This window comes from Lysinibacillus agricola (assembly GCF_016638705.1).
Lineage (GTDB): Bacteria > Bacillota > Bacilli > Bacillales_A > Planococcaceae > Lysinibacillus > Lysinibacillus agricola.
The window spans coordinates 3,531,778-3,556,356 of sequence record NZ_CP067341.1; the positions used below are offsets into that span (position 1 = coordinate 3,531,778).

20 protein-coding genes are annotated in these 24,579 nt (G+C 36.0%); 5 read left to right on the forward strand and 15 right to left on the reverse strand.

Translation table 11 applies throughout. The features are described 5' to 3' along the window. Nucleotides 1–140 precede the first annotated feature (140 nt). The 12 genes from FJQ98_RS17595 to FJQ98_RS17650 form a co-directional block, all read right to left on the reverse strand. Nucleotides 141–710, reverse strand: a complete 570-nt coding sequence (locus FJQ98_RS17595; RefSeq protein ID WP_053594948.1) for a hypothetical protein — start codon at nt 708–710, stop codon at nt 141–143. Between the two features lie 213 nt (nt 711–923). Further along, nucleotides 924–1,994, reverse strand: coding sequence for a hypothetical protein (locus tag FJQ98_RS17600; protein WP_053594947.1), 1,071 nt, complete (start codon nt 1,992–1,994; stop codon nt 924–926). 265 nt (nt 1,995–2,259) lie between these two features. Then, the gene (ald, locus tag FJQ98_RS17605) at nt 2,260–3,405 is read right to left on the reverse strand and encodes an alanine dehydrogenase (RefSeq protein WP_053594946.1); all 1,146 of its coding nucleotides are present in this window, start codon (nt 3,403–3,405) and stop codon (nt 2,260–2,262) included. A gap of 26 nt (nt 3,406–3,431) precedes the next feature. Further along, nucleotides 3,432–4,853: an aldehyde dehydrogenase family protein gene (locus FJQ98_RS17610; RefSeq protein WP_053594945.1), complete on the reverse strand. Its 1,422-nt coding sequence runs from the start codon at nt 4,851–4,853 to the stop codon at nt 3,432–3,434. Nucleotides 4,854–4,875: 22 nt separating this feature from the next. Next, entirely contained in the window at nt 4,876–6,186 is a 1,311-nt protein-coding gene (locus FJQ98_RS17615; RefSeq protein WP_053594944.1) for an aminotransferase family protein, read from the reverse strand. A 299-nt stretch (nt 6,187–6,485) separates the two neighbouring features. After that, a complete protein-coding gene (locus FJQ98_RS17620; RefSeq protein ID WP_158003029.1) occupies nt 6,486–7,739 on the reverse strand; it encodes an ArgE/DapE family deacylase in 1,254 nt (417 codons plus the stop codon). A gap of 77 nt (nt 7,740–7,816) precedes the next feature. Next, a complete protein-coding gene (locus tag FJQ98_RS17625; protein ID WP_053594942.1) occupies nt 7,817–9,205 on the reverse strand; it encodes an APC family permease in 1,389 nt (462 codons plus the stop codon). A gap of 42 nt (nt 9,206–9,247) precedes the next feature. Beyond that, nucleotides 9,248–10,600 (reverse strand): APC family permease, encoded by a 1,353-nt coding sequence (locus FJQ98_RS17630; protein WP_053594941.1) that lies wholly within the window; start codon nt 10,598–10,600, stop codon nt 9,248–9,250. Nucleotides 10,601–10,648: 48 nt separating this feature from the next. Then, nucleotides 10,649–12,283 carry an amidohydrolase gene (locus FJQ98_RS17635; RefSeq protein ID WP_053594940.1) on the reverse strand — a complete coding sequence of 545 codons (1,635 nt, stop codon included), beginning with the start codon at nt 12,281–12,283 and terminating at the stop codon, nt 10,649–10,651. A gap of 157 nt (nt 12,284–12,440) precedes the next feature. Beyond that, nucleotides 12,441–13,097: a GNAT family N-acetyltransferase gene (locus FJQ98_RS17640; RefSeq protein ID WP_053594939.1), complete on the reverse strand. Its 657-nt coding sequence runs from the start codon at nt 13,095–13,097 to the stop codon at nt 12,441–12,443. Between the two features lie 167 nt (nt 13,098–13,264). Beyond that, nucleotides 13,265–14,686 carry an NAD-dependent succinate-semialdehyde dehydrogenase gene (locus FJQ98_RS17645; RefSeq protein ID WP_053594938.1) on the reverse strand — a complete coding sequence of 474 codons (1,422 nt, stop codon included), beginning with the start codon at nt 14,684–14,686 and terminating at the stop codon, nt 13,265–13,267. A gap of 61 nt (nt 14,687–14,747) precedes the next feature. Beyond that, a complete protein-coding gene (locus FJQ98_RS17650) occupies nt 14,748–16,124 on the reverse strand; it encodes an aminotransferase family protein (RefSeq protein WP_053594937.1) in 1,377 nt (458 codons plus the stop codon). A gap of 206 nt (nt 16,125–16,330) precedes the next feature. Here FJQ98_RS17650 and FJQ98_RS17655 point away from each other — a divergent pair, with 206 nt between their 5' ends. Next, nucleotides 16,331–17,242, forward strand: a complete 912-nt coding sequence (locus FJQ98_RS17655; RefSeq protein WP_053594936.1) for a LysR family transcriptional regulator — start codon at nt 16,331–16,333, stop codon at nt 17,240–17,242. Between the two features lie 671 nt (nt 17,243–17,913). On the opposite strand, the gene FJQ98_RS17660 is transcribed toward FJQ98_RS17655, so the two are convergent. From FJQ98_RS17660 to FJQ98_RS17670, 3 genes are all read right to left on the reverse strand, one after another. Further along, the gene (locus tag FJQ98_RS17660; protein ID WP_053594934.1) at nt 17,914–18,351 is read right to left on the reverse strand and encodes a VOC family protein; all 438 of its coding nucleotides are present in this window, start codon (nt 18,349–18,351) and stop codon (nt 17,914–17,916) included. Between the two features lie 307 nt (nt 18,352–18,658). Continuing rightward, a complete protein-coding gene (locus FJQ98_RS17665) occupies nt 18,659–19,036 on the reverse strand; it encodes a VOC family protein (RefSeq protein ID WP_053594933.1) in 378 nt (125 codons plus the stop codon). 212 nt (nt 19,037–19,248) lie between these two features. Further along, nucleotides 19,249–20,016: an alpha/beta fold hydrolase gene (locus tag FJQ98_RS17670; RefSeq protein WP_082340085.1), complete on the reverse strand. Its 768-nt coding sequence runs from the start codon at nt 20,014–20,016 to the stop codon at nt 19,249–19,251. Between the two features lie 217 nt (nt 20,017–20,233). On the opposite strand from FJQ98_RS17670, the gene FJQ98_RS17675 reads away from it, so the two are divergent. The 4 genes from FJQ98_RS17675 (at nt 20,234) to FJQ98_RS27245 (ending at nt 24,516) form a co-directional block, all read left to right on the forward strand. Continuing rightward, the gene (locus FJQ98_RS17675) at nt 20,234–22,333 is read left to right on the forward strand and encodes a hypothetical protein (RefSeq protein WP_053594931.1); all 2,100 of its coding nucleotides are present in this window, start codon (nt 20,234–20,236) and stop codon (nt 22,331–22,333) included. A gap of 559 nt (nt 22,334–22,892) precedes the next feature. Then, nucleotides 22,893–23,456: a hypothetical protein gene (locus FJQ98_RS17680; RefSeq protein WP_053594930.1), complete on the forward strand. Its 564-nt coding sequence runs from the start codon at nt 22,893–22,895 to the stop codon at nt 23,454–23,456. Between the two features lie 194 nt (nt 23,457–23,650). After that, complete coding sequence (locus FJQ98_RS17685; RefSeq protein ID WP_053594929.1) at nt 23,651–24,394, forward strand: hypothetical protein; 744 nt, start codon at nt 23,651–23,653, stop codon at nt 24,392–24,394. Beyond that, nucleotides 24,391–24,516, forward strand: coding sequence for a hypothetical protein (locus tag FJQ98_RS27245; protein ID WP_277815946.1), 126 nt, complete (start codon nt 24,391–24,393; stop codon nt 24,514–24,516). Before FJQ98_RS17685 ends, FJQ98_RS27245 begins: the two co-directional genes overlap by 4 nt. Nucleotides 24,517–24,579 lie beyond the last annotated feature (63 nt).

The window sequence follows — 24,579 nt, forward strand, 5'->3', positions numbered from 1 at the left end:
CCTAAATTTCGTCCTAACAAAGGCTATGTTAGAAAGCATAGTTAATTTAGGTTTAGTCAGCTAGTTCAAACCACGTGGAGTATATATAACAACACATGCGGTGCTGGTGGGTTATTATTCTATGATTTTAATAAGGACTTCTACAAATTTAATTCAATGTTCCTGTCTCCACGAAAATGTCCCATAATCAAAGACACTTTTAGAAAATTTGATAACAATTCACTAGTGCTATTTCCATATAGCCATTCTTGATTTTCATTATTGTAAGTACCTATATACCACCGTGGTGCTTTATTCTTTTCGTTTATTATTAGCCCCTCATTTTCTAATATCTCCACAACCGCTTCTTTTTTCTGTTTATTAATATCTGAATTATTTTGTCCTGAAAATTTAACAATCTGTGAAATATCAATTATACGTTCTCCTGTTACAAAACCTAATTGTCCAAAATGAAAACAAGTAAGTTGAGCACTCTTACCCGGAGCATGGATTTCTAGCCTATTAAAATTTGTATCCGGGTTAAATGCATGACGAATTTCTAACTTAATATAATAGGCTGATGCAGTATTAGCTTCATATCGAAGAATTGCTCCAGCAGAAGAACTCGGTCTAATTTTACTAAATTTATATTCTTGCTCCCCAATTCTAAATTCCAAAAGCGAAGGAGCTTCAGAAATAATTCTATCTAAAAATTTATTAACATACTCCATAAATCTATTTCTCCCTTCAATATCCCACAAGTATCCAAACTAGACTATACTAATCCGTTACCTACCTATATATATCGAGTATTCCCCTTCCCTCTTGAAACTTTTTATAAATTTACACACCTGAAAACTGGAGATCAGCATGGTGTTAAGGTTTTATACCTGCATTCGTGTCCATTTTGTTAAAGACTTAATCCTATAACAGAGCTATGACCTTTATTTAACTTCGTGTACCTCTTGAATTTCAAATGGTCGAATTTTTAACGATAGGTCTGGCTGCTGTTGACCAATTTCTTTTAAGGCTACATCAACAATCACTTTAAGCTCCTGGTAAAAATGCACGCCATTACTATCGTCACCGCTTATAAGCCCTTGCTTCTTAGTAGATGGATATACTTCTTGAGCTAGATTTTTTAACGCAGTTTTACGATCTAATGTAGAACCTTGCCCACTTAAATTAAAAGCACTAACCCATTGCTGCTTTTTCGATTCTACTAGGCGTTGGTTTGCTTTTTTATTAATATCCTTAGCACAAGACTGACTAAACTGCTGCTGAATTTGATTTCGCTCCTCAGTATCTAAATGATTATTTTTAAGAGACTGACAGAAGCTATTGTAACATACTAAATATAATACTTTTTTGAAATCGTTTAACGGGTTCATTCCCTGATACTCATACTCATCTAGCACTGCATAGCGACGATTCAATGCCTTTACAGTTGCCCAATGCTTGTTTAAATAGCCCTTGTCCCATAAATCATAATAGTTTTCTACTTGTTGTATAAATTCATCCATAAAGCTCTTCTCATCAAACTGGATATCTGTATTGAGTCGAATAGAATGGGCTTCCTCAGAAAGGAATTCAATTAAACAGCTTAGCTCCTCATTCTTCACATTCTCCTCATACTGTATATCTAATCCAGAAAAGTAGAAGCTTGCACTTTCTATTAATGCTTCAATCGCTGGTTGCTGGGGCTCTTCTAACAGTGTAACCACCTGCTGTAAATTTTTCTTTACATGCTTTTGGCGTGTACTTTCCTTTTTAAATTCACTACCCTTAAATGTATCCATATGCGTGTGACATAACACTAATTTTTGGATTTGTCCGGTCAAAATAAAATGCTCAAGCAATACTTTTAAGCGTTGGTCTGGATTATTCGTCCCTTTATTTACCAAAATAATTTTGTCTGCCCGTTGAATTTTTTCCTCTGTCTCAATATCTAAACTAAATTGCTCTCTACGAAGTCCATGGTCTAAGCTGTACGGCGATTTATTAACACCAATCATTCAACATTTACGCGCTGTAGGTCGCTTCTATCCAACATGGAGTGGTGAATAGATATTAATATTAGCCTCTTGGTGGATAAGGGTCGTTTCCATAACTATTTTTTTCATGGATTCGACCATTGATAAAATTAACTTTTCCCTTAATAAAAATGATGTAATTAATAGGTCGAAATTTAAAAATAGAAAAGAAGGTGAAAGCTTGGTAGATTACGTTCCCTACCAATTTTCACCTTCTTTCATTTCAAATAACATTATTTCTCTTATTCTATTTAACTGCTAACGCCGAAGTTGAATCTGCTGCTAATTCTACTTGTAGATCCGTATATGGTAATCCATGTGCATCAGCTACCGCTTTATATACTATTTTTCCATTTACTACGTTTATCCCCTTCGCTAAAACAGGATTATCTAAAGCAGCTTGGCGATAGCCTTTATTAGCTATTTGCAAACCGTATGGAACAGTTACATTTGACAAGCCCATTGTTGAGGTACGCGCGCAAGCACCTGGCATATTCGCAACTGCGTAATGGACAACACCGTATACTTCATAAGTAGGATTACTATGAGTAGTAATTCGATCAATTGTTTCAATAGAACCCCCTTGATCTACCGCTACATCCACTATAACAGACCCCTTTTGCATCGTTTGAATCATTTCTTTTGAAACTAATTGTGGTGCACGTGAACCTGGAATTAGTACAGCACCAATTAACAAATCTGCTGTTTTCACTGCTTCAGCGATATTGTAGGTATTTGATGCAAGTGTACGAACACGTCCTTGGAACATATCATCTATTTGACTTAAGCGTGTAATATTAACGTCTAAAATTGTTACGTTTGCACCTAATCCTACTGCCATTTTCGCAGCATTCGTCCCGACAACCCCAGCACCTACAATCACTACATTTCCAGGTGCAACACCAGGAATACCACCTAAGAGAACTCCTTTTCCTCCTTTGGGATTTTCTAAAAACTGTGCACCAATTTGTACAGACATTCGGCCTGCAACTTCACTCATTGGCGTTAACAACGGTAAGGCACCTGAATCTAATTGAATTGTTTCATAAGCAATTCCAGTAACTTTACTTTCAAGCAAAGCTTTCGTTAATTCTGGCTCTGGAGCTAAATGTAGGTATGTGTAGAGAATTAGATTCTCTTTAAAATATTTGTACTCCTCCTGAATCGGCTCCTTCACTTTAATCACCATATCAACATCCCAAGCTTCCTTAGTCGATTTAGTAATTTGAGCGCCTACATCTAAATAATCTTGGTCTGTAAATCCACTACCTAGCCCTGCACTCGATTCAATTATTACTTCATGACCACCTTTTTTGTAAGCCACAACACCTGCTGGAGTAATTCCTACTCGATTTTCATTATTTTTTATTTCTTTAGGTACACCAATTATCATTATATTTCCTCCTACCTATTTTTTTATTAGTTTTGGTTTATAACTACAAGTTTCATTTCTGTCATTTCCTCAATTGCATACTTCAGCCCTTCTCTTCCCATACCACTCTCCTTTACGCCACCATATGGTAGATGATCTAAACGGAATGTAGGAATATCATTTATAATGACACCACCTACATGGAGTTTTTGCGTTGCCTGTAAAGCAACATGGATATTATCTGTATAAATACCAGCTTGCAAACCATATTTGGAGTCATTTACTTGATCAAATGCCTCTTGAATAGATGTAAACTTCATAATAGATACGATTGGTGCGAATACCTCCTGACAGGAAACCTTCTGCTCCGGTTTTACATTTAATAGTACGGTAGGTTGTAAGATATTCCCTTCAGATTCTCCACCAGTTGCAATAATTGCCCCTTGCCCCTTTGCTTCTTCAATCCAACTTAATGTTCGTTTTACATCTTGTGGACTAATTAAGGCTGAAACATCCGTTGTAGGATCTAGGGGATCACCAAGTTTCAACTCTTTTGTAGCTGCTACAAATTTATCTACAAACAAATCATACATTTTTTCGTGAACATAGATTCGTTGAACTGAAATACATACCTGCCCTTGGAATGCAAATGCACCGGAAACGACACGTGGAATTAATTTATCAATATTAACATTTTCATCGATAATAACAGCCGCATTAGAACCCAATTCAAGCGTTACTTTCTTAAGACCTGCTTGATTGCGTATGCCAATACCTACAGCGGGGCTACCTGTAAAAGAAATCTTTTTCACGCGATTATCCGTGACTAATTTGTTACCAATTAAAGAACCTGCACCAGTAACGATATTTAACGCACCCTTCGGTAATCCCGCCTCTACTAATAATTCACCAATAAAATAGGAAGTTAATGGTGTTTGACTTGCAGGTTTTAATACAACCGTGTTACCTGATGCTATTGCTGGCCCTACTTTATGAGCTACTAGATTCATTGGGAAATTAAAAGGTGTAATAGCTGCCACGATGCCTAATGGTTCACGAACCGTATAGGCAATGCGCCCGTCTCCACCGGGGGCAGCATCCACAGGAATTGTTTCTCCGTGTATTCGCTTTGCTTCTTCAGCAGCAAATTTATACGTTTGAATTGTACGCTGAACTTCAGCTTTGGCGGTTGAAATAGGCTTGGCTGCTTCTAGTGCTATTAGCTCTGCTGCTTCTTCAGCACGTGCTTCTAATAAAGAAGCTAATTTTTCAAGAATAATCGCACGCTTATACAAAGGCATATTCGCCATCGTTTTACGTGCAGCATCGGCAGCTACTAAAGCTGCTTCTACTTCCTCGACATTTGCCTTCGGTATTTCTGCAATGATCTCGCTACTATATGGAGAGCATAATTCTGTATACTCTGCTGCTTCCACCCAATCCCCATTGATAAATAAATTTTTCCTCATTATAATTACCTCACCTTTCGTATTACAACTTATTTGCCAATACCTGATTCTCTACTTCTTGAATCGCTTTTTCTAGAATATCTAATAAATCTCTTAACTCTTTTTGGCTTATTGATAATGGTGGTGAAAATACAACAATATCTTGAGCATCTAGTACAACAGAGCGACATATTAATCCCAACTTTGCTGCCTCTGTCACTATTTGCGGAGCGAGGAGTTTTCCTTCATAAGAGATTTCTATACCTGCCATTAAACCTAAACCTCTTGCATCTACAATAAATGGATACTTCGCTTGTAATACTTTTAACCCTGCTAATAGCTCTTGACCACGAATTTCTGCATTTGCTACTAAATTATCTTTCTCTATAATTTCAATGTTTTTCAACCCAACTGCACAGGCCATTGGATGACCACTATAAGTGTATCCATGCAATATAGTTCCTTCTGATAACTCAGAAAATTCTTGGTGTATTTTCTCTGAAATCATTACACCACCTAATTGTGCATATCCACTAGTAACACCTTTTGCAAAGCACATCATATCCGGTACCACATTAAAATGTTCCATCGCAAAGAACTTACCCGTCCTACCAAATCCTGTGATAACTTCATCAGTTATCATCAAAATACCGTACTCATTGCAAATTTCACGAATTTCTTTGAAATAATTATCCGGTGCAACATGCACCCCCCCTGCACCTTGTACTGGCTCGGTGATGAAAGCAGCTATTGTTTCTGGACCTTCAGTTTCAATCAAATCACGTAAAGCCTGTATGGAGAAATGATCTACGAATAGAAAATCCGGTGCATTTGAATTTGTAAAATCACGAAATCCTTTTAAACCCGTCGCACTTGTAGCACCGATTGCCACCCCGTGATAAGATCTCGATCTTGAGATAATTTTTTTTCGAGAAGTTTCCCCTTTTAATATCCAATAATGACGAGCCAATTTATAGGCGCTATCATTGGATTCGGAACCACCGGACGTAAAAAATGTAGTATTTAAATCACCAGGTGCTAATTCTGCTAACTTTTTTGCTAATAGAATAGCAGGCTCATTACTAAACGTTGCAAAACAAGAACTGAAGGCTAATTTATCCATTTGTTCCTTCGCTACTTCACCAAGTTCTGTTCTACCATGTCCGATATTCACATTCCAAAGCGAAGACATACCATCAATAACTTTTTTACCTGTAATATCATACAGATAAACACCTTTTCCTTCTGTAAAAATAAATGCCGGTCCATTTTCCGTCTTTACTGGTGAAGTAGGGTGTAGAAAATGCTTTTGGTCTAACACTTTAAGTTCTTCAACAGAATAATTTCTTTTCATAAAAATACATCCTCTCTTTTAAATGTTTTTAAACAATACACTCACAATTAATAAACAATAAGCTTGCCAACTACTAAAATGTGATTTACTTACATCTCGGAAATAAATTAATTTAATTTTCAATTAACTCTGAATATAGGAATTGTTTCGTCGATTTAATTGTTAAGAGAGATTTGTTTTATCAAATAAGCCTACCCCTTTTTTCCATAACATTCCTAATCATCCAGCTACCTAAGCTAGAAGCATTATGAGAGACACTATATTAGTTTGAAATGGATATTCCCAAAAGTTAACGATGATTAACTCTCGCTCCACTTAATAATATAATTTGCCAAAACATTAGTTACTTCTACTACGCTATCTAAATGAACACATTCATCTGGTCCATGCATATTTTCTCCAATTGGCCCAAAGCACAATCCTTGTTTTCCGTAATACTGAGTAAATCGTGCATCATTTCCTCCAGCTCTTCCAACCATTATTACTTTATGTCCGATAACATCTTCTGCATTTTCGTTGAATAATTTTACAAAAGGGTTCTCAGGATCTTGGTACCATGGCTCCGTTGACCATCCAAACCACTCTATAACAGGTGGATTTTTATCCATCCACTCATCGCCTAAGACAGATTTCATAATCGTGTCTTGTACTAGTTGCTTAATTTCTTCGCGAGTTTCCCCTGGGATAAAACCAATTCTTCCTTCGAGGATCGCTTCCCCTGGAACTGTCGATACCCAGTCCCCAGCTTTTAGTACACCTAAGTTTAAGTGAACGGACTGTCCAGACCCCTTTTCAAATAAATCAAACTTAACATTTTTAGCACGCCATTCACTTAATTCATCCAGCGCACTAAGGATTTTCATCATTTTTGAAATAGCATTTATGCCTTCATGCGCTAAACCAGCATGCGCTGTTCTTCCCTTTACATACACTCGGAAATACATAATCCCCCCATGACATATTGTCATATTCAAATTATGTGGCTCTGTCGAAATGTACCCATCTGTTACGAAGCCTTCCTCCAAACATGCTAAAGCTCCGCCGCCACCACCAGCTTCTTCTTCTATTACTGAATGTAGCTGAACATCTCCAGCAATTGGATAACCTAAATCAATTAATGTTTTCAATGCGAACCAATTTGAAATAAGTCCTGCTTTCATATCGGCAGAGCCTCGACCGTATAACTTGTTTCCAATAATATCTCCACTCCATGGGTCCATCGTCCAGTTTGAATATGGTTCAGGAGAAACAACATCTACATGCCCGTGAATCGTTAATGACTTACCTTTGGAGACACCTTTATGTATTCCGATAATATTTTTTCGGTCTTCAAACGGAATACCTGAATCAATAAACGCTTCATGAGCTGAAACCTTCTCATATTTTGGTTCAATCTCATGCAAAATCAAGTTAAGTTCTTCATATTTTTTTTTCATGTATAATTGCATCTCTTGTTCATTACCAACAACGCTTTTTATACGTACGACATCTTGAATTGTTTTAAATAATTCTTCTTTATTTTCTTCTATATACAGTCGAATTTTTTCTTTCAAAGCAATCACTCCTTTATTTACTTCTTGTGTCATTAAAAAGAGGAAGATTATCTAAGAGATTCTCATCCTCTAAATAGTTAATTCAAGACTTTAATCTTATCTTCATTAAAAATCTCTTTATCTAATGACTCCAAGTCATCAATAGAGTCCATGCTTCCAAGTTCTTTTTTAAAGAATCGTGTTATAAACAGCATGTAAATGATTCCGATTATAAGCCAAACGATTCCACCTATAAATGCATCAGCGTGTAAATGATACCAAAGAACCCCAGTAGCTAATGCTCCGAAAGAAGGCATAATTAAGTACTTAAAGGTTTCACTGCCTGATCTCCTTTTCTGACGAATATAGAAATGAACAATAACAGATAGGTTAACGAATGTGAATGCAATTAATGCCCCAAAGTTAATGACTGAAGCAATTAATTCTAAATTTGGTCCTATTGCAAATAATGATACGATTCCCGTCAAAACAATCGTAAAAACAGGCGTTCTAAATTTAGGGTGTAAGTATCCGAAAGTTTTTTTAGGAAGTACACCATTTCTGCCCATAACAAACAGCAAACGAGATGCACTTGCATGAGATGCAAGTCCTGAAGCTACAGTAGCAGCGAAAGCTCCTGCAATGAAAAGCAGTTGGAATAACTTCCCTCCTACATATAAACCAATTTCCGGCAATGTATCATCTACATTTTCGAACACAGAAACATCCGGGAATAATGCTTGTGTAAAATAAGAAGCAATAAAGAAAATACCCCCACCGATTAAAACAGTTAGAAGGATTGCTCTAGGAACTGTTGATGTATCCTTTGCTTCTTCCGTATACATTGTTATTGCGTCGAAACCGATAAACGAGAAAGCTACTACTGTTGCCCCAGTTAAAACGGCTATTAATTTCACATTTTCATGTGATAGTGGATGAATCGTGAATAAAGTACCATTTCCCATACCGTGATAAAGTTGTACAGAAGCAAGTATTATGAAGATACCTATTAAACAAATCGTGAAAACAACGAGTATAAAGTTTAAGCTGGATGTTGATTCCATACTATAAGCATTAATTGCAGTAACTACAATGACATAAGCAAAAACCCAAATCCAAACAGGTACATTTGGAAACAGAGATTCCATATATATTCGAATAATTAATGCATTAACTAAAGGTAATAATAAATAATCTAATAACGATGTCCATCCTACGAGGAATCCTAGGTGAGACCCCATTGTTTCCCGGGTGTATGTATATGCTGAACCAGCAGCCGGGAATACCTGTACCATCTTTCCATAACTAATCGCCGTCAATACCATTACTACCAAGGCGACAAAATACGCCATTGGTACTACACCATTTGTTAATTTTGATACAATTCCAAACGTATCAAAGACCACTGTAGGCGTCATATATCCTAATCCCAGTGCAACAATTGACCAAACACCTAATGACCTTTTGAGCGTAGTGTTATCTGTCATTCATCCATCCCCTTTACATATTTTTAGCTGCTTCATTAATGTTTAAAACTGCGAATAATCAATCTGATCTGTATTGAGCACTGGTGGTTTATGCTTAAGACCTTTTGTCATAAATAATAAATAAATAACACCAATTCCTAACCAAACACTACCAAGAGCAATCGAATAAACATCTAGGTTGAAAAGCAAACAAGTTGTAAGTACTGCTCCGATTAATGGAAAAATCAAATAGAAGATAATCCCCTTTAAGGAGCGTTCTTTTCGCTTACCGTAATATAAAAAAACAACGGATAGATTCACAGCAGTAAATGCAAGTAGGGCGCCAAAGTTAATGAAAGACGCGACAATAGTTAAACTTAAAAACAATGAAGATAATGATAAAAGACCAATTAATAAAATGTTGTTAACCGGGGTTCTCGTTCTTTTATTTAGTTTTCCAAAAAAATTTTTAGGTAATTGTCCATCTCTTCCCATTGCGTATAATACACGTGCAGCACTTGCTTGAGATGCGGACGCGGAACCAAATACAACCACTGCAGTTTTTGCTAGGAATGCTGCTTGTAAGGCATTCCCGCCTACTAGGAAAATAATTTCATAGGAAGCAGAATCAGCATCTTTAAAACTCGTATAATCTGGCCAAACATTATGTGCAAAATAAGATACGACTACAAAACATAATCCACCAATTATTGTTACTAAAGATATTGCACGCGGTATGTTTTTCTCCGGATTTTTTACTTCTTCTGAAAAAGTAGAAACTGCATCAAAACCGAGGAAAGAGAAACATAATAGTGCAGCACCAGCAACTATATACTTAAATGACTCCTCGGTATTAAAAAAGGGATCAAGGTTAAATAAAATGCCAGTCCCGGTTCCAGTTACTATTGATTTAACTGATAAGATGCAAAAGACAATTAGAAATAATACCGATAAGCCTACTACGATCATGTTGATATTTGCGCTTAACTTTACACCTCTAACATTTACAAACGTCACAAGAATTACTAATGTAAGTATCCAAACATACTGTGGAACTTCAGGTATAGCAGCTGAGAAGAAAATACCAAATAGTAAAAAGTTAACCATTGGGATCAAGAGATAATCCATTAAAATTGCCCATCCCACTAAGAAACCAACATGAGAATTAATAGCTTTTTGCGCATAGGTATAGGCAGATCCCGCAATGGGGTACGCTTTTGCCATTTGACCATAACTATGAGCCGTAAACATCATCACAATTAATGCAAGTACATACGATCCAGCGACCATACCATGAGATATTTTAGAGGCTATGCCGTATGTGCTAAACACTGTAGTTAAAGCCATAAAGGCCATCCCAGTAACAACAACAGACGTTAAAGAAAGCGATCTAGACAAATTAACTGGATGTTTCATTTTTTTCACTCCTCGAATAGTAATAAAAAAATCTTCCCAGTAAAATGATCAATTAACTAAAATAGTAGGATAGTAGACTGATTCACTATAAACAACTTCACCATCCATAATTGTTAACAAAACTTTCGTTTGAAGAATTTCTTTATTTTCTACTTCAAAGAGGTTTTTATCTAGTACAATAATATCTGCTAATTTTCCAACTTCTAATGTACCCAAATCTTTTTCTCTGAATGTGCTGTATGCTGAACCTTTTGTATACGCTTTCAACGCTTCTGCGAGTGTTATCTGCTCTTGACTATTCCACTCATAATCACCAGTAAAGTCTAGTCTCGTAATCGCATGGAAAATTTCTTTAAAAGGATCTAATGTTGCTATTGGATAGTCTGTACCAAGAGCAATATACTCGACTGCGTCGTATAACGTTTTACATAAATACGTATAAGGGTCTTTCTCTTTACCGACACGCAAAGTATGACTTTCTTTTGGCATCAATGCTAGATGAGAAGGCTGTACAGATGGAACAACCCCCAATTCTTTAAATCTCTTAATATCTGTCGGATGAATCACTTCAATATGCTCTAGCGCATGTCGTGAATCTCTCACACCATTATCCATCCTTGCTGCTTCAAATATATCTAGAGCAAGCCTAACTGCGCCATCACCAATTGTATGGAAGCGAATTTGAAATCCTTCTTTGTCCGCTTTTGTCACCCAGTTTTTGATCGTTTCTACAGGAAAAGCAGTACTCCCTCGTGTTATAGGTTTGTCTAAGTACGGATCTAACATGTATGCGGTATGTCCAGTTACAACACCATCAATAAACTGCTTAAGTCCTGCAAGCTGTAATTTTTCGGAATTGTACTTTTCACGCAAGCTTATCGCTCTATCTATATCATCATTTAACTCAGGGTAAAGATGAATTCGAGTCGTAAGTTTTCCAGCTTCATCATATGCCTTATACATATCGAAACTATTTAACTTATCAAAACTACTTGCAAACAAATCATTTACTGATGTAATGCCTAATTGAGCTGATTTTTTTAAGAACTCTTCAAACAATTCTTCTTTCCGTTTATCCGGAAATGCGAGAGCAATATCCACAACTAAATTCATTGCTGTTTCAAGAAGAACTCCTGTAATTTCATTATTTTCATCTTTTTGAATCGTACCATTAGGAGGGTCTTCAGTTTCATTTGTAACCCTAGCATTTTCAAGTGCTAAACTATTAACCCACGAATAATGACCTTCTGCGTGGAAAAGAATAATCGGGCGATTAGGAACTACTTTGTCTAAAGAAAAACGTGTCGGCAAGCATTTCTCTGCCCAATTTGTATGATCCCATCCATAGCCTATAATCCACTCATCAGCATGCACGTTTTTCGAGAATTGCTTTACTAAACTAGCAACTTCTTCTTCCGAATGAGCATCCGATAAATTGATACTTGCATGCGAGAAAAGACTACCAAACATGAGATGAAGGTGCGCATCATGAAATCCTGGCATAATGAGTTGGTTGCCATAATGATATTCCTTCGTGTCTAAACCTATAAATGGTTTTATTTCCTCCATCAAACCTACCGCAATGATTTTGTTACCTTTAATCGCAATAGCAGCTGACTTTGCTTCATTTTCTATACCTGTAAATACTGCTTCACTCGAAATAACTTTATCAGCGATAACCATTTATAACGCCTCTCTTTACCTAAGATTTACTTCTAATGGAACTCTTATAACAATTAATTGAAAGCGCTTACATATCTAAAGAAGTTAAATAATCGCGATAAACAATGGGCATCCACTGTTCGCCTATTATAATAGGCGAACATAACGGACAAAAGACTCATACTAATTTAAGCTTATAAACTGGATTTTTCCATTCCAAAAGTGTTGCATATTCTAATGACTCAACATCCCCAGGTAAATAGCCTGGCATTACTTTATTTAATACGTATCCGTTTTTCATTTGGAATGTTAATACAGGATCATATATCTTCCCTTTCATTACCTCTAGTGCATACTCATCTGCACTCATCTGCTCAGCATATTTATAGTAAAAAGGTATACGACCACCTACTAAGATACTTTCTAAGTTAAGTTTCTCACATATTCTTTTTCGGCCATCATACAAATGACGTCCCAATTGTAACCCTCTAAAATCTTCGTGTACTCCAATTTCAATACCATATAGGTTTCTACCATTAGGGTTATGATTTCGAATAAATCCTAAATCACAGATTTGAAAATATGAGTGATTATCTCCGTAATCTTCAAAATTTACAATTAGACTTAAAGCGGTTCCTACAATTTTACCGTTATATTCTAGACAAATTTGACCTTCTGGAAACAACTCAATCTGACTTTCAAAATGCTCATATTTTAATGCCATATCAGGTCCAAAACACCTCATAGAAAGTGCGGCAACTTCAGCAAGATCCTCTTTTAAAATATTGCGGACAACTATTTCTTGTCCATTATTTTTTAAATTTACTTGAGACATAATAAATTCACCCTCTTATTTTATTGGAATTAAATTAAAGTTTATTACTTTATTAATTGTGTAGACTGTCTCCCATACATTCTTTAGAAAATATGTATGGGAGACATGGAGAATGTAAACAAGTCTACTACAATATATTTAGTTACCTAGATTAGTAACATTTTTTATTATTTTAAATAAATCGATACAAACTTCTTCTCCAAGTACTCCTCAAGTCCGTACCAACCGCCTTCTTTCCCCATTCCACTTTCCTTCATACCACCAAACGGAGCTTGTACAACCACTGGAGCTGGATCATTAATACCAACAATTCCGAACTCTAAAGCACGCATCATTCGTAAGCCTCGACCAATGTCTCGCGTATAACAATAAGCTGCAAGACCATATTCAGGATGGTTTGCTCTTTCAACTACCTCTTCTTCCGTCTGAAATGTATAAATTGGTGCAACTGGTCCAAATGTTTCTTCTGTTGTAATCTTCATATTATCGCTTGCATATTGAATAACTGTGGGCTCAAAGAAGTAACCGCTTCCATTATTTAATGTAAATACATTACCACCCGCAATTACTTTACCATCATGTTTCACAGCGTCTTCTACTTGACTTTTCACTTTTTCAAGAGCCACTTTATTAATTACTGGACCGACATTTACGCCATCTTCTAATCCATTTCCTACAACTAATTTAGATACCTTTTCAGCTAACTTTTCTGAGAATTCATCAGCTACAGTTTCTGCTACGTAAATCCGGTTAGTGCTGATGCAAGTTTGACCTGAGTTAATAAACTTAGACACTAAGATACCATTAACTGCTGCGTCAATATCAGCATCCTCAAATACAATATACGGTGCGTGTCCACCAAGCTCCATTGATATTTTCTTCACTGTATCAGACGATTCACGGATAAGTTTTTTCCCCACACGCGTCGAGCCAGTAAATGTGATTTTACGAACATCTGGGTTACTCGTCATCTCGTTTCCAATTTCTTCAGCTGGGCCAATTACCAGGTTTGCAACTCCAGCAGGTAGTCCAACTTCATGAAAGCATTCGAATACTTTTATCGCCGAAAGAGGAGTTAAGTCAGCCGGTTTTAAAACAATCGTACAACCTGCAGCAAGTGCAGGTGCAATTTTTCTTGTAATCATCGATAACGGGAAATTCCATGGTGTAATAGCTGCACATACCCCAACAGGTTCGCGAATTACCATTAGATGTTTATCAGCTGCAGATGCAGGAATTGTTTCCCCATAAATTCTCTTAGCTTCCTCTGCATACCACTCTAGATAGCCGATCGCACCTGCTACTTCACGAGTAGCATCTGGTAAAGGCTTACCATTTTCAAGTGTAATTGTTTCAGCTAATTCTTTTGTTTTTTCTTTCATCAATTGAACCACTTGAAACAGGTAGTTGCTGCGCTCATTTCCAGTTGTCTTACCCCAGAATTCAAATGCTCTCTTCGCACTTTCGATTGCTTCTTTAGTTTCAGTTTTACCACCTGTAGCAACAGTTCTAATTATTTCTCCTGTCGCAGGATTTGTTACATCTAATTTATTTCCTGTATCTCGCCATTCACCATTTATATAAAGCACTAGAGAACCTCCCCTTTTTTAACTATAACCACCACTACTCAACTTACTTTATAGGAATAGTTTAGTTGCGTGTATTTTTAAAAGCAGTAATCGAATCGTCTATAATTTGAATCATTTTTTCAATTTCTTCTTTGTTAATAATAAGCGGTGGCGCAATTGCTACAATTTGGTTATTGGCTCCAAGCGCTCTTAATATTAATTGGCGTTCGAAACATGCGTCAACTACCGCATTTGCTGGGAAAACAGTTGGATCAAATAATTTTCCACTTGTTGGATCTTCGTAAAGTTCAAATGCAGCCAACAGACCAATTACTCTGCAATTTGTTACAATAATATGTTTTTCAGCTAAGTAATCTAAACCTTTTTTAAGTTCTTTCTCCATTTCGTTTACGTGGTCAATAATATTATCACGCTCTAGTATTTCAATGTTTTTCAGTCCAATCGCACAAGCAGTCGGATGGCCACTATATGTGAAACCATGTGGGATAACAGCATCGAAGTTAGCAATTGTTTCTCTAATTTCATCATTCATCATGACCCCGCCAAGTTGCGAATAACCACTCGTAATTCCTTTTGCAATTGACATCATATCAGGGACAACATTCCAGTTGTTTACACCAAACATTTTCCCCGTACGACCAAATCCACAAATAACTTCATCTGCCATGAAAAGGATATTGTGCTCGTCACAGATTTTACGAACTGCTTCTAAGTAACCTTCTGGTGGAATATTAACTCCGCCCGCACCTTGCACAGGTTCAATAATAATTCCGGCAATCGTCTCCGCACCTTCTCTTTCAATTGTTCCACGTATAGAATCTGCATAGTTCGGGTCACTTTTATCACCTAACTCGCTGTTTAATAGGTGGGCTGTTGCACGAACAACTCCGTCTATATTTGATGATGCGAACTTGTGGTATGCTGCAAGACCAGTAGCTGTTTGTGCTCCTATTGTTACACCGTGATAAGCATTCGTTAGCGCAATAATCTTTCTTTTTTCTGATTTCCCTTTAAGCTCCCAGTAGAAACGAGCTAATTTAATTGCTGTATCATTTGATTCTGACCCACCAGAAGTGTAGAATACACTATTTAAATCTCCTGGTGCTAACTCAGCTAATTTTTCAGCAAGTAGAATGGATGGTTCATTTGAGAATCCTTTAAATGATGATGCATACGCGAGGGTAGATAATTGACTATTACCAGCATCTGCAAGTTCTTGATTCCCATGTCCTAAGTTCACGTTCCAAAGCATTGACATCCCGTCGATGTATTCCACATCATCCGTACTTGTAACTGTAACGCCTTTACCTTTAGCAAAAATTATAGGCGGTCCATTGTCAATTAAAGCCTTCGGATTTGTAGCTGGATGTAGCAAGTGCTTTTTGTCCAGTTTAGCTAACTCTACAGTTTTTGATTGTTGAGTAATTTTAGTTGTCATTGATAAAACCTCCATTTATAAATTAATAATTTGCGATTGGACATACTCTGGTATCAACTAACTTCAAATTGAAATACAGTTCAGATACAATTTTTGAACTATTCTTAATTATGAGAATAGTATATCTTTACATTTTTATAATGTAAATTATAATATTTATATGACTTCCATATATTTTATGAATACTAAAAGGAGGAGTTATCCAAATGAACCTTCATCGTTTACATTGTTTTATTACAGTAGTTGAGGAAGGTAGCATTACAAAAGCTGCTACTGCACTGCAAATGACTCAACCCCCCTTAAGTATTTTAATTAGAAAATTTGAACAAGAATTAAATGTCACTTTGTTTAATCGTTTAGGTAGATCTCTTGAATTAACACCAAGTGGAGTATTTTTATATGAAAAAGGAAAAGAATTACTTGATTTATCTGAGAATACGGAGAAGAAATTAGTCGAGTTTCACGAAGGAATTAGAGGTACTGTGAAATTGGGTTGTACTACTTCAGCAAATCTATTTATTTTGCCAAATGTCTTAAAAAAAATTCAAAAGGAAACTCCTAACATAGTTACACATGTTCGCGAGGGTAATACATCATATATTTTAGAAGAACTAAGAAGTCATAAAATAGATATTGGAATTGTCCGAACTTCAGTAAGAGCGGAGGACATCCATACTTCAACACTACTAACAGAACCTTTACTTTTAGCTCTTCCACCCAACCATCATCTATGTGAAAAAGATTCTATTGATATTGCAGACTTGAAAAACGAACGATTTCTTTTAAATACAACATCTTATGGATCAGGTGTTGCTGATGATGTGATCGAGGCATGCCAAAAAAGTGGATTTACGCCTAATGTCGTTTACTGGGGGACAGAAACATTACCAACACTTATGATGGTAATGAAAGGCGCAGGAATTTGTTTTGTACCTAGCTGTTTCAAGCTACTTAATTCTCCTGATTTACCGGTACTTAGACCACTAGCAAATCCAGTGTTACAAACAAAACTTAATATAATTACACTTAAGGATCGTTACATGACATCAATTTCCAAACGATTTCTTGCGATTACCGAAGAGGTTGCAGAGAAAATGGCAAGCATTTTCAATGATTAATGTGATTTAAGTAATGGCGTTCAAGTTAAAATATTCGGTAGATAATGCATAATAAGTCAAAATAAGCATTCTCACTATAACATCAGTTAAGATAAGAGTGCCTTAAAAGTTTGTTCTTTCTCCATTAATAGGTATGGGAGCAGTTTTATTTCCTGCTCTATGTGCTACGAGACAAGATGTGATGAAGGGATTACGCTAGAATGTATAGCTTTTAAATTCTTTTTATAACAATTGTAGCTAAGCTTAAATTCAAATAACTCTATCATCAATTGAAAAAGAACTTCGAATAAGAAAAACATAGGGAGATTTTAGTCCTCCTATGTTTTCATTCATATTATTTATCTGTTTGTTCTTGCTTCTTTTTCAAATACTCCGTACGTATTTTTTCAAGTTGCTGCTTTTTATCAAATTTGGCAGGCTTGTGTTTTTCATGATACTTTGTCACAGCTACCTTACCTTACTAATCCGCAAAGTTAACTCAATAAGAAAGGCTCCTTTGACTTTGGTAGCTTGATCTTAAACTCCTGCACCCTGTTTTAATAGTGGGGAAAACAATAAAGCTTCTTGTTAGGTAAATAAAAGGAAAAGGAAACAGAAATCTGGAGCTGTTATTTCTTTTTTTAATAACACTGCTTCCATTACAGAATTCTTTTCATTTTAATTAACATTACTTATTTGATTTCCTCAGCCAACTCCAAAATAATTCCCTCTGGACCACGAACGTAGCATAATTTATAACTTTCTTCATATTGCTGTATCTCACTAAAGATTTCCGTACCCTTCTTTTTCAATTTGGCAACAACTGCTTCAATATCTTCAACAGTAAATGCAATATGTCGGATACCCAGTGTATTTGCGAGGGGTTGCTGAATATCTTTTTCATCTGATGGTGTATAAAATTTGATTAGCTCTATCCATGTCTGACTATCTGTCGTTCCCAATCCTACACACGCTACTTTAGCGTCATTAAGCCCAACTGCATATCCCATTAACTCTCCTTCCATTTCCCATTCCCCTTTCACCTCAAGTCCAAAATCGAGAAAAAACTCTTTAGCGGCAGAGAGATCATTTACGATTACACCCACATGATCTATTCTTTGGATCTTCAAATTTCATACCTCCTATGTTCTTGTTATTTTGCACTATCCTGTATTCAAATTCTAGTATTAACAATGGGACGATTACAATAATACTAACAGTGAAGAAAAAAATCATTTAACTAATTTTATATTAATTATTTTAAATTCCTTCCCATTACCCTAACGCTGTCAATGGGATAATTATTCATATACTTTCTACCTATTTTTTCATACTTTGATTATTTAACAATTTGTTGAACAAGAAAAAGATGGGATCTTTGTGGAATCCCATCTTGAGGTAAAGCCCCAGTTCATTTAATAAAGAAGATATTACGAATTAAATTTGTACTTCGCTCATTAAAGCATGTGTATTTCCTTCAGTATCTTTAAAGAAAGCCATCCACGTTTCTGTATTTCCCATTTTCGCAACAACATGTGGCTGATCGATAAAGGACACTCCTTTTTCAAGCAATTCTTCGAAGGTTTTTTTTATATCTTCGACCTGAAAATAGATAACTGAACTTGAATTTGCAAATTCATTTTTTTCAGGAAGTGAAAGAAGAAGTCGTTGCCCATTGCACTCAAAAAATGCCATTCTTTCTGTACTAAAAAGAAGGGATAACCCTAATACTTCTTTATAAAATTCAATTGCATTTTCTACATTTTTCACTGGTACTCCAATTTGTCCAATCTTTTGAATTACATTAGTTTCCATTATTATTCCTCCATTGAACACTCGATTTGTATGCCAAATTGTAAGAGCCACAATCCTATCTATTCTATTTAATCCGAACATTTTCCTTCTTCTTCAACTATTCTACCCCGTTAGATGCGTTGGATGTAAATTCTGGGGACATCCGATATTCTCTGATTCTCAAGGAGAAATCTTATCTCCACCCTAATCAACTAAAAAATTTGCACTATGTACTATTTAATAATCTTTCCTTCTGGTAACTTACCATCTATTAGCCACTCTTCTACAAAACGGTTAAAAAACTCAGGGTTCGCTAATGAGACACCGTGGCCGATGTTTGATAACACAACACCTTGGCAATTAGGATTGCTATTTACAAGATGGAGCGCAGATTTTTTCATGTTGCCCTTCTCTTTTTCACCAACAGTTACTAAAATGTTACATTGGGCTTTCGAAAAATCATGCGGGATGGCAAATGACATATTTTCTTGCAAAATTTTAATAAGGGTATCTAATTTCATCTTTGAACTATCTTCATAATATTGCTCAAAATATTCATCATCTACATACAATGTTTTCGCTTGAAGCTTTGCGAATGATTTATTTTTTATTAGGGGAAAAGATAATTTTATTAATGGTCTAATCCATTTTTCTGCAACTGGGGAAGGCGTCACTAAAGCACTGTTGATAATAGCATAATCTATTAATTGCGACTTTAGACTAATCATTTGAATAGCAATTTGTGCCCCTAATGAAAAACCGACCACTATGACCCGTTTATTTTCTGCTTTTTCTTCGATTAAAGATAGAAGCTTTTTTGCACAATCTTCAATTGAAAAAATAGAGGTATTATTAGCCTCGTTATCTATTAATTCTGGTACAACGCAATGATAATCGGAAAAATATTGGACTTGTTTATCCCACATCCACCCTCCAACACCCCCCCCATGAATCAACAGTATGAGTGGCTTATGTAGATCACCGTACTCCTTATAATGCATTACCACACCTTCTTTCTTCGTTCTTGTATTTCTCGGGAAATAATAAGATTATTCTTACATTTCACTCACTTTATTTATTTTACTATTTATAGTGTCATATTTATAGTTACTGCTGCATATATAATACTTGAAAAACATTTTGATTTTTTAATGAAGCATTGTGGCTCTTGGGATTGAGGAAGAAAGACAAAAAATAATAAACATGGAGGTAATACAGATGGATCAAAACAAAACGAACGAAGCTAAAGAATTAGTAAAAGCCATTAACCCTTCCAGTTTAGGCGATTTTTCCCTCTCACCAATTAGTGGTTTATATGCATGGAGCGAACAGCAAATCCGTGAGGAACTTCGCCTTGACGTAGACGGATACTACTCACAAATGGTAGCAAGCGGAACTATTATTTCGAACCAGTCTTCTACTATTCATTGGATTGCTAAGTTAACAGCTAATGGTCCAGATACTTGGACAGGCAATATTCGAAATAAATACCTAGACGAAATACAATCATTTCCTTATACAAATGTAAAAATACAAATAACACGCGGGTCATTGCCTGAACAGCATACTGCCGAAGTCGCGTTTCTGATCGGAGGGGAGACAGACAGAACTAGCACGTTCCAGTTTCAATCCCCTTATTTCCATCCTGTGGAATTTGAATTTGATGCTGAAGAAGGGACAACACCCGTTACAACCTATCAAACTCACGCGCATCCAGACAAGCCTACATCTTTGCCGGATGAAACTCTATCAATCGCAGAAATATTTAAACGAACTGGGTTTGATGTAAAAATATCGGACGGTAATAATATTGTTTCCAAAGACTATGCAGGGACTGATAAAAAGTGGAACACTCAAGAGATGCATGATGCCATGCAAGTATATTGGTCACACTTTGATAATAAGCCCCAATGGTCCATGTGGACATTTTTTGCAAATTCGGAAGCTGAAGAAGGCCATGGTCTGGGCGGTATTATGTTTGATAGCATAGGTCCGAATCATCGCCAAGGGACTGCCATTTTTAATAATTCATTTATTGCCGATCCACCTAAAGGTGACCCCGCTCCTGAAGCTTTTGTACAGCGATATCGTTTTTGGTGTGCTTGCCATGAGATGGGACATGCTTTCAATCTCCTGCACTCTTGGCAAAAACACCTAGGTCATCCTTGGGAACCGTTGGAGCGCCCTCTTACCCCAGAACCAAAGGCTCTAAGCTTTATGAATTATCCTTACAATTTTGATAGTAAAGCTGGTGGCAAGGAGTTCTTTAAAAACTTTGAGTATCGTTTTAGTGATCAAGAGCTTTTGTTTATGCGACACGCACCTGAGCACTTCGTACAAATGGGTAATGCTGACTGGGCTGTAGATCATGGGTTTGAACAACCGATCATTTCTATTCACCCTTCTTTTAATCTTGAATTAAGAGTTAACCGTAAAACACCTATATTCCAATGGTTAGAACCTACAGTTATTGAAATCAAACTAACTAATACTTCAAATCAACCTCAGTCAATCAATAAACATTTATTGTCCGATTTATACGGAATGTCTGTAATGGTTAAAAAAGATGGAAAACAAGGACGTCGGTTACTACCTCATGTCCAGTATTTATGGAACCTAGAGAACAAGGTAATTATGCCTGGTGAATCCCTGTATGAAACCATTTTCGCTTCCGTTGGGAAAAATGGCTGGTTAATTGATGACCCAGGATTTTATAACATTCAAGTAGCTATGCAAATAAACGGCCATAACATCGTATCAAATAACTTAAGACTTCGAGTTTTGCCACCTACCGGATACGATCAGGAATTCCTTGCTCAAGACTTTTTCTCTGAAGAAGTCGGCCGTGTACTTGCACTCGATGGCAGTCGTTATCTTGAAAAAGGGAATGATATCCTTCGTGAAGTAACCGAAAAACTTAGTGACCATGCTGTTGCTCTTCACGCTCATATCGCTCTTGCTAAACCATTGGCGTTCGATTATCAATTCCTTGATCTCACAGATAGCTCAGATTCAAGAGGTAAAATCAAAATAATACCTGCCCAACCAGATGAGGCACGTAAACAGTTTACTTCTGCATTAACAGAGCACAAACAAATTGCTGCTAAGACACTTTCCAATATAGACTATCATGAATATATGGGAACATATAGTGAATTTCTAAGTAACCAAGAAGAAAACAAGGAAGCCGCAGAGGTACAGAATGTCCTTTATCAAACGCTGTCTGAACGGAATGTTCTAGACAGTGTATTACAAAAAATCCAAAATCGCCGCGAAGCCTATGAACAAAAGGAAAATGAATATTTTACGAACATATAAAATTTCTACCTAAATAAGCAGCTTTCAATCTAAATATAAATAGAAAACCGTTATTTCGAAAAAAAAGATTGATCGAAAATGACGGTTTTCTGTTTCATTTTAAAGTTTGATCATTTCTTATTGTACTAAGCCCCCGTCGTATCTCCAAGTGTGTAACTTTTTCATTACATTTCCTTCCCTCTAGATTAATTTTACCGAATTAAAACATATTTTTAATATACTATTCCGCTCCATTAATTTAATTCTTCACAATCTTCAATTTCAACATAAATATCCAATAAAAAATCACCTCTAAGAAAAAAACAAGGTAATTTTCATCAATCTTTATTATAAAACGATTAACCTTATTATAAAGTACACCAAAATAATTCAAAAGAAATTATGGATTGCCGATGAATACTAGTAAGTGGCTTTTTACACAGATTTAATCAGTTGTATAAATATATATAAAAAAGTTAAAAAATACAAAATTGTAATTTAAATGTAAAATATGGTATGATCAATATTCATAGCGCTAGTTAAAAGTATTATTAACAAAAATATGAAGGTGGTTATAAATTTGAAAAAGCTCATATACTCAGGATTGACGGCAGCGATGGTATTGTCTATTGGTATGCCTACTACTCTTGCATCAGAATACATACCGACGACAGATGACAATGAGGTGAAAAGTATTGAGGTATCTTTAGAGGACGTTTTAGATACATCGTTATATGCAACTAATCCAACTAATACAAGCGTACTATCTAAAGATTTCGCTACATCCGCGGGGCAAACCGGTAAGGTTACATCTATCGGACAATACGTTGATTTAACCAAAGTAATTCCCGCTAAATCGAAAGTAGTCAGCATCACTATCTATTGTCCAACTGATATAAAAGTGACACAATCTCAATTTACAACAATTGACAACTATCTTATTAGCTATGACGGTAGTCAATCTGCTACCGTAAAGTTTCAGAAAACGAATAGCCCAACATCTACTAGTAAAACAACATTTTTTAAAGATAAAGATGCTAATGTAAAGTGGTTCGTTCAGTTAGAAGGAATTATTCTTAAGCAACAGACAGGTATGGATGGGTTCACCGTATTCGGTAGCAAAATGATAGTAGAATACAAATAATACTTTTAAAAACGGCACTATGAGACCTAATTATATAAATGGTGCTGCAAGTGGTACGTTACATATCTAATTACGAACTACACTCACTGGAGACATTACCCTAGCTTTTTGTCTACTCTGCATACAGTGTGAAGTAGACAAAAAGTTAAAGAACACTTCAAATGCTTAAAATTTGAAAGGGATGTAATAAAGTTATGAAAATCACTAATTTATCGCAAATACAATCTAACCCTGTATACTCAACGAATAAAAATAATCATATAAAAAGTGATCAGTCTCATTTAACAGAAGCAGGTGTATATTCTCAGGAGAGTGTTCAGACTTCCGAACTACCGTGCAACTATACGCCAAATGAAGTAGGAATGAAGTCGAATGTCAATCTGGTTTCATTCAAAGGAAGTCGTTCATTAAATACACCGAATTGGGACATCATCCCGACAAAAGGCATGAAAGTTCCCCCGCAGGATGTATTAATCAGCCAACTCAAAGCATTAGTTGAAAAATCAATGCGAAATACAAATCGAGACGCCATAGAAGGCTTTCATTACGAGAAAAATAAATTACACGCACAATATATTTCTTCCGTATCCCCTGACCGAAAAACGCTTCACAAACAAGCGATGCAAGCAATAAAAAAATTTGAATCAGAGGAAACAACACAGATAGGTGAAATGACGCTTGTGGATTATTTGATTAAACACGACAATATACAAACGGAAACAAATAAAAGTCTTGTGGCAGGTGGCGTGTTGCGTCCTAGTATCAATTCTTTAGGTGGTTATGACTATGATGTCGTCGTTGGAGGGATTAAGGTAATGGAAAGCGTAAATGGACAATGGTCTTACGGACTGACGCCAGCCGAAAAACAAAAATCAGACGAGTTTTATCAGCTCTATTGGTCATTTGTAGATGAAGCAGAAAATGATTTAAAGATATGAAGCTTGTTAAAAGACAAACTAGAATAGCTGAAGATAAAATTAAAACAATAGAAGTTCGTGAATGGGAAGCTGCCAATTATCAAAGCCATCAATTAATTGAAGGCTTTGATAGTATATTGTAGCTTTAGAATAAAAATTGATTAAAAAGTTTTCTTCAACCTTTGTATAACAGTAAATGCAAAAAA

Excerpts from the sequence above, each read along its gene's own strand:
- FJQ98_RS17595 (WP_053594948.1), bottom strand. The coding sequence starts at position 710 with ATGGAGTATGTTAATAAATTTTTAGATAGAATTATTTCTGAAGCTCCT.
- FJQ98_RS17650 (WP_053594937.1), bottom strand. The coding sequence starts at position 16,124 with ATGACAACTAAAATTACTCAACAATCAAAAACTGTAGAGTTAGCTAAA.
- FJQ98_RS17625 (WP_053594942.1), bottom strand. The coding sequence starts at position 9,205 with ATGACAGATAACACTACGCTCAAAAGGTCATTAGGTGTTTGGTCAATT.
- FJQ98_RS17630 (WP_053594941.1), bottom strand. The coding sequence starts at position 10,600 with ATGAAACATCCAGTTAATTTGTCTAGATCGCTTTCTTTAACGTCTGTT.
- FJQ98_RS17655 (WP_053594936.1), top strand. The coding sequence starts at position 16,331 with ATGAACCTTCATCGTTTACATTGTTTTATTACAGTAGTTGAGGAAGGT.
- FJQ98_RS17600 (WP_053594947.1), bottom strand. The coding sequence starts at position 1,994 with ATGATTGGTGTTAATAAATCGCCGTACAGCTTAGACCATGGACTTCGT.
- FJQ98_RS17615 (WP_053594944.1), bottom strand. The coding sequence starts at position 6,186 with ATGAAAAGAAATTATTCTGTTGAAGAACTTAAAGTGTTAGACCAAAAG.
- FJQ98_RS17640 (WP_053594939.1), bottom strand. The coding sequence starts at position 13,097 with ATGTCTCAAGTAAATTTAAAAAATAATGGACAAGAAATAGTTGTCCGC.
- ald (WP_053594946.1), bottom strand. The coding sequence starts at position 3,405 with ATGATAATTGGTGTACCTAAAGAAATAAAAAATAATGAAAATCGAGTA.
- FJQ98_RS17675 (WP_053594931.1), top strand. The coding sequence starts at position 20,234 with ATGGATCAAAACAAAACGAACGAAGCTAAAGAATTAGTAAAAGCCATT.
- FJQ98_RS17610 (WP_053594945.1), bottom strand. The coding sequence starts at position 4,853 with ATGAGGAAAAATTTATTTATCAATGGGGATTGGGTGGAAGCAGCAGAG.
- FJQ98_RS17685 (WP_053594929.1), top strand. The coding sequence starts at position 23,651 with ATGAAAATCACTAATTTATCGCAAATACAATCTAACCCTGTATACTCA.
- FJQ98_RS17635 (WP_053594940.1), bottom strand. The coding sequence starts at position 12,283 with ATGGTTATCGCTGATAAAGTTATTTCGAGTGAAGCAGTATTTACAGGT.
- FJQ98_RS27245 (WP_277815946.1), top strand. The coding sequence starts at position 24,391 with ATGAAGCTTGTTAAAAGACAAACTAGAATAGCTGAAGATAAAATTAAA.
- FJQ98_RS17665 (WP_053594933.1), bottom strand. The coding sequence starts at position 19,036 with ATGGAAACTAATGTAATTCAAAAGATTGGACAAATTGGAGTACCAGTG.
- FJQ98_RS17670 (WP_082340085.1), bottom strand. The coding sequence starts at position 20,016 with ATGCATTATAAGGAGTACGGTGATCTACATAAGCCACTCATACTGTTG.